Raw genomic sequence first — 6,534 nt, 5'->3', positions numbered from 1 at the left:
AGCTCGCCGTCGTTCCATGCGAGCCAGGATTCAAGACGAGCGGCCACTGTCTTCAGGCTGGCGATCTCCGCGCGCTTCCTGGTCTGCTGTAGCTGGAAGGAAAGATAGGACGCCCAGCCTTCCGCGAATTCCGGATCGCTGCGCAGGGCACGTCTGATCGAATGGATCGGAACCGATGTTGCGTCCACGTCGGTGACGGCGACGGCGTCACAATGGTAGACGCTGGAGAAGACGGAAGCTTCCGCAAGGACCAGCTCCGCTGACGCCCGCTGCAGCACCGCAACGTTGCCGTCGGCCTGATGCCGAACGAGATGAACGACGCCGGACTCCACGAGATACAGGCTTCCCACCTCGTCGCCCTGGTTGAAGAGGTGCCGACCGGCGTCGAATGTTCTTCTTCCGCTCGAGAGGCTGCGGACTTGATCCAAGAGGATGTCGGACATGACTTCGATCATGTCCGACATCCGGGCGGTAAGCAATAGTGGTAGCCCCGTCCGCAATTGGAGCGCAATCGATGAAGTCCCTGCTTGTCAGCTTTACGTTCGCCATTCTCGCCACGCAGGCGTTGGCCCAAGGGCCGCACCACGCCACGTCGCCATACGCTCAGGAGGCGGGAAGGGAGATCAAGTCCTTGTCGGAAACGGACGTCGACGAATTGACAAGAGGGGGCGGGTGGGGTTTTGCGAAGGCGGCCGAGCTCAACGACTATCCGGGCCCCTCGCATGTGCTGCAGATGAAAGATCGGCTCGGACTGAGGGACGATCAGCTCCGCGAGGTGCAGAAAGCCTTCGACCTCATGCAGGCTCGGGCGTTGGAGGAGGGCAGGACCTTCGTCGAAACCGAGCGGGCGCTCGACAACGCATTCAGGAATCGGACCATTACGGAATCCATGCTTCAAGACCTGATCGCCAAGGCCGAGGTGAGCCGATCGCGGCTGAGGTTCATTCACCTCGCGGCACATCTTGAGGTGACACGGGTTCTCGGCGCCGACCAAATCGCGGCCTACGGCAGGCATCGCGGATATTCGAAATAGCCTGTGGAAATCCCGGTTGGAATTGACGTTCCCCACACCGACCTTGGCGAAGATTGCCGTGAGGGCAGCAAACCCCGCTGATCCATTGTCCGCGCTCTCAGAGGCTGACCTGTCGAGCGAGATCATGAATCCGCCGAGAAGACTGGTCGTGAGGAACAGGCGAAGCTCCTGCGGCAGACCGGAGCGCACCGTGACCGGCGCAACTCCGTGAGTTCACTGACGAACGCCTTGTCCGGGCGTTGATGAAACAACGTGACATCGCCAGCGGCGGGCCCTTTTCCTCTCAAGCGCTTGTGATAGGCTCAGTGCGAACGATCCGCATGCTTACTCCCAGTGGTAGAAGATGAGCTCCACGTACCTGCCCGCCGAGCGGCTCCAGCAGATCCTCGACAGTGCGGTGGACACCGGCATCAATCATCCTTGGTCCCGACGGCATTGTTATCAGCTGGAGCAAAGGGCGAGCAATCTCCTTTGGAGTGAAGATGAGATGCTATCCTGCTCGAGATCTTTCCACCGTAAATGGATGCAGCAGGCTTGCTTGCGGCCGAACTCAACGATGCAAGGGCAAAGGTGGTGGCGGAGGGGCATCTTCCCGTCCGCAGTTATCTGGCAGTTCCCGTCGTTTCCCGCACCGGTGATGTGATCGGGGGATTGTTCTTCGGGTACGCCGCTATCGATTGTTCAGCGAGGAATCCGAAGGGGCTCCGGCTGTCGTTTTGGAGCTGGTGCGCGCTCGTGGAAAGCTCTCATTCGTTACCTGGAGCGGCTCGTTGCCAGTCAACAGCATCACCGGCAAGGGCATCGACATCTTTGGATGCTGGCACTGGAATTACAATGTCCATGCAGACGAATTGTTGGAGCGGGTGCGCGACTCGAGGCCCCTCGTTGATAAGCAGATATGCGATCTCCGAGATTGGCGCTGCATCTGCACTTCAGGAAACAGCAAATTGCGGGAAGGTCCTGCTTTACCCTGGCGGCGCTCCGAAAGGCTGAGCGCCGCCGACATCGGAGAGCGTTCGAGGTGTTACGGCCCGATAGGCTATTAGATTTGGGAGACTGATCATGACCTTCAGACTGGGTGGCTACGGGATCGATTACAACGGTGATCCCGAAGCCTACGCGCGAGAGCACGTCGAATTTGGCTACAATGCCGCGTATATGCCAAACATCAAACTTGAGAGCCGCGAAGAGATCGCTGCACTGGTAAAGGCATTCGCCACTGCAGATGTTGTCGTTGCCGAAGGCGGCGCATGGAAGAACCTCATTGCTCACGATGAGGCGACGCGAAAAGCTAATCTGGAGTACGCCGTACATCAGCTAGCCCTCGGCGAGGAAATTGGGGCAGGCGCCGTTGTCGCATTCCACGGTACTGTCGGACATCCGGGGGATCCCTGGCAGTTGAGCGACAATTACGATTATGGTCCGCATCCGGACAATCAAAGCGAGGCTGGGTTCCAGCGAGCCGTCGACACCGCCCGCTATGTCATCGACTTGGTGAAGCCGAAGCGTACCAAGTTCTGCCTGGAGATGGTTCCATGGCTGGTGACGGACACGCCAGAGAACTATCTGAAACTGCTAAAGGCGATCGACCGGCCTCAGTTCGGCGCACACATCGACGCTGCAAACATGGTCATAACACCCAGGTTGTATTTCAACACGGGCAAGATGATACGGGATTGCTTCGCCCTTCTCGGTCCTTGGGTCGTCTCATGCCACGCCAAGGACCTGGTGATGAAGGGAGGGCCGGGAACAATCTCCTTTCATCTGGATGAAGTCGTGCCTGGCGAAGGCAATCTGGATTACGATGCCTATGTAACTGAAATCGCCAAGCTGAAACGTGAGGTTCCCCTGATGCTGGAGCACTTTGATGTCCCGGGCTACCGTCGCGGTCTTGCACACATCAAGGCGGTGGCGCGCAGGGCCGGACTTATTGCGGGGTAGGGACGCACCACTCGGCATTCGGCTGACGAAAGGTCGTCAGTGCGTAATAGCCAAGCAGCCATGGTGTCTTGGTTGAACGCTAGGGGTGACGCTCGCAAAGGCCGACGCTACGCGGCCACTGACGAAGCTGATGGCTGACCGAGACGTTGAGGACGGTGGCGTCAGGCCTCGAGTCGACCGCCAGCTTAGATCTAGAATAGGATTGCTCCTGCGCAAGAGGGCTGCGACGACGAAATACGACCGCCGGGCGTATAGCGATCGGTCATTCGCCGTCGACCTCAGAGAAAGGACTTCTGCGCCGGCTCGACGACTGACTGCTCGGTGTACTCACCCCGACGCCTCAGTTCGGTCTGTGCACTGAAGCGGATGTCAGCATCCCGGTCTCGGGCAAACTCTTGCAGCGTTTCGTCCGTCAGCCGATCCCAGCCCTTTCCTCGATCCGGTCCCGATGGGACGCGAGGCAGGAGTCCAGGCTCGTTGCTCCAGCTCAGAAGTTGCAGAAGTGATGACGCGTTCAGGAGATCGCGAAGATGGTGCGCGGTCACATAGGCGTCCGGCATGGCGCGATGCGCTGGCAGGCCGATCTCATGGACGAGACCCGAAGGCATGCGTTGATACCGAAGCATCTGGTTGGAGAACCGCGGCAGATCCGGCCAGACCCGCATCGCGCACTTCCATGTGCAGATCCATGGTGTGCCGCCGGTGAATCTTGGTGTGCAATAGCGCTGCTCGAACGCTGCTCGGTGCGCTGCGAGCGCGTCGATCCGGCCGGATGGCCGAAGAATGCTTGCGGCAATCTCTTTCCAGAAGGGTGCGTCTGCGACCTGAACGTCGAGGATATGGTGGATCGCCATAGTGTCCGCCGTGATCGGACGGCCGGGATTTACTAGCAGCGCGCCGCGTTCGGCCGTGACCTCCCAGGTGCCATCGCTATCTTGGATGACGTCCTGCCATCCGATCTCGCAAACGTCGTTCGCGCCGTTGCCGCCGGTCTCAAGATCGATAACGCGAACTCTAGGTCTAAAGGTCTCGATGGCGGTCACCTGCTATCCTGGATCACTGCTTCCATTATAAATCAAGATCGAGCCGCGGTTGTTCCTCCTTCCCATTGCCACGCCGGGCGACGATTGCAATCCGGTAAACCGGATCCCCGGAGGCCAGCAATCATTTGTTTAAGGCGGTCTTGGACAAGCCTGTGAATGATGAAACATTGCAACGCGGAGTCGCCGCAATGCTCCGCGTCGCACTTGGGGACTTTCCATTCTTGGCAGCATGCGAGATTGGGTCGCTTCCACTCACCTGCGTGGTCGAATGTTCGACCAGAAAGAATATTTTCAGCTCATTACATTCGATTTATCCAGGCGCGCAGTCCTCTTCTGTCCGTTATCGTACCGACGATACAGTCTAAGCGCTTGTATTTACAAGAATTCGGGCGGGTGCTTTACCAAGCCTTAAATCAAATCCCTCAAATTTTAGGGGTCCGGAATGAAATCGGTCTTAGCTGTTCCCCAATGCAGATGAATATGCGCGAGGCGGGAGCATCCCGCACGCACTGGAGAGTATTTTGTTCGCATTCATTGCCAATCTTCGGACGATGGCCAAGCTCGTTATATCGTTCAGTCTGATCCTTCTGGTTGGACTTGCCGTCAACCTTATCAGCATGGGATCGTCCAGCACACAACAGGAAGCGACGGGCTGGACTGAGCATACGTACAAGGTTCTTCGGGCAGTCGATGAAATGATTGCGGGGATGGTCAATCAAGAGACTGGCTTGCGTGGTTATCTGCTGGCAGGCGACGAGCAGTTTCTCGATCCGCAAAAGGCGGGGGAAACTCAGTTCAGGGTAGCCTTTGAACTGACCAAGCGCTTAACGTCTGACAATGCCGCACAGCAGAAGAGGCTGGCGGACCTTCAAGTTCAGGTCGATGGTTGGACGAACGAGGTGATGAGCGAGGAAATCGCCTCGATGCGCGAGGCCACGACCATCGACCAAGCTCGCGACATGGAGATCTCTGGCGCTGGTAAGAAGTATATGGACTCCATCCGTGCGATCGCGAAAGAAATATCTGACGAAGAAGCCTCGCTGCTCGACGAGCGTGCAGCGGCTTCTGCGGCTGCAGCCAACCGCACTTTTTGGAGCATCGTCTTTGGTATTGCGGCCACCATCATCGTCATAGCAGTCTCACTGGTGCTGTTGTCTTCAACCATGATCAGACCAATCCAAGCGATTACCGCATCTATGAAGAGACTTGCAGGTGGTGATGCTGACGCGCCAATTCCCTACGCAGGACGCGCCGATGAGATCGGCGAGATGGCAGCTGCGGTCGAAGTGTTCCGCACCAACGCATTGGAGAACCGGCGCCTTGAGCAGCAAGCGAACGCGCAGCGCAACGAGTCCGAAGAGCAGCGCCGCAGGACTGCCGAGCAGGAACGCATTCGCGCCGAGGCGATGTTTGAGGCGACATCCGGCTTGGCGGATGGCCTGAAGCAGCTTGCCGCCGGCAATCTCGCCTTCCAGCTCCCGAAGTCCTTTGCCGAGGAGTTTGAGAGCCTGCGTGCTGACTTCAATCAGGCCGTCGCCCAGCTGAGGGAGACGATGGCTTCAGTCTCGGAGGCGGCCGGCTCGATCGATTCCGGATCCCGTGAGATTGGCCAAAGCGCTGAGGATCTTTCGAAACGCACCGAGCAGCAGGCCGCCTCGCTCGAGGAAACGGCTGCGGCCCTCAACCAAATCACCATCAATGTGGCCAGTTCCACCAAACGTGCCGAAGAGGCCCGCAGCGTCGCGATACAGGCAAACGACAGCGCCCGGCAGTCTGGTGCGGTTGTCGCCAATGCGGTCGATGCCATGGGCAAGATCGAGCAATCCTCGAACCAGATCTCCAACATCATCGGCGTCATTGATGACATCGCCTTCCAGACCAACCTTTTGGCGCTCAATGCGGGGGTGGAAGCGGCGCGCGCAGGAGACGCGGGCAAGGGCTTTGCCGTGGTCGCTCAGGAAGTCCGTGAACTGGCCCAGCGTTCGGCCACTGCTGCCAAGGAGATCAAAGATCTGATCCGCAACTCATCTGTCGAGGTCGGAAATGGGGTCAAGCTCGTCAGCGACACAGGCGAAGCGCTGAGGACGATCGAAACATACATCGTCACCATCAACCAACATATGGACGCGATTGCCACCTCGTCGCGCGAGCAGTCGGTAGGGCTGTCCGAGGTCAATACTGCCGTCAATCAGATGGACCAGGTGACCCAGCAGAACGCCGCCATGGTCGAGGAAGCGAATGCCGCCGGAGCCACACTTGCAAATGAGGCGAGTCGACTGCGCGGCTTGATTGGACAGTTTCAGCTCGGTACCCAGACGGTTGATCCGCTCGCGTCGCAGCGGCGAACAAGCGCCTTCGCGAAAGCCGGAGTGACCCCAGCTCCCGTTGCCTCGCCTGTCCGCGGCATGATCGGCAAGGTCGCGAACGCATTCGCGGTGAAGGGGTCTGCGGCTGTCGCAGTGGCGAACGAAAGCTGGGAAGAGTTTTAAGTGGTAAATTTCAGGCGGGAGCTTGAGA

Annotated in this window: 5 protein-coding genes; 3 read left to right on the top strand and 2 right to left on the bottom strand. The window is 58.5% G+C overall.

The genetic code is table 11. The features are described from left to right. On the bottom strand, positions 1 to 455 hold a 455-nt coding region (locus FFR93_RS38085; protein ID WP_171049333.1), incomplete at its 3' end, for a Crp/Fnr family transcriptional regulator. A 59-nt stretch (positions 456 to 514) separates the two neighbouring features. Between FFR93_RS38085 and FFR93_RS38080 the strand changes: the two genes are divergently transcribed. Together FFR93_RS38080 and FFR93_RS38065 are read left to right on the top strand one after the other, a co-directional pair. Next, positions 515 to 1,033 carry a hypothetical protein gene (locus FFR93_RS38080; RefSeq protein WP_246661417.1) on the top strand — a complete coding sequence of 173 codons (519 nt, stop codon included), beginning with the start codon at positions 515 to 517 and terminating at the stop codon, positions 1,031 to 1,033. Between the two features lie 1,062 nt (positions 1,034 to 2,095). Further along, positions 2,096 to 2,974, top strand: coding sequence for a sugar phosphate isomerase/epimerase (locus tag FFR93_RS38065; RefSeq protein WP_138396942.1), 879 nt, complete (start codon positions 2,096 to 2,098; stop codon positions 2,972 to 2,974). Positions 2,975 to 3,252: 278 nt separating this feature from the next. Here FFR93_RS38065 and FFR93_RS38060 read toward each other — a convergent pair whose 3' ends face one another. Further along, a complete protein-coding gene (locus FFR93_RS38060; protein WP_171049332.1) occupies positions 3,253 to 4,017 on the bottom strand; it encodes a DNA polymerase III subunit epsilon in 765 nt (254 codons plus the stop codon). 521 nt (positions 4,018 to 4,538) lie between these two features. On the opposite strand from FFR93_RS38060, the gene FFR93_RS38055 reads away from it, so the two are divergent. Further along, positions 4,539 to 6,506 (top strand): methyl-accepting chemotaxis protein, encoded by a 1,968-nt coding sequence (locus FFR93_RS38055; protein WP_246661416.1) that lies wholly within the window; start codon positions 4,539 to 4,541, stop codon positions 6,504 to 6,506. Positions 6,507 to 6,534: the final 28 nt, after the last annotated feature.

Origin of the sequence: Rhizobium sp. MHM7A, from assembly GCF_005862215.1 — a bacterium.
Classification (GTDB): domain Bacteria; phylum Pseudomonadota; class Alphaproteobacteria; order Rhizobiales; family Rhizobiaceae; genus Rhizobium; species Rhizobium bangladeshense.
Note: the sequence above shows the minus strand (reverse complement) of the source record. Positions and strands in the feature narration are given on the sequence as shown.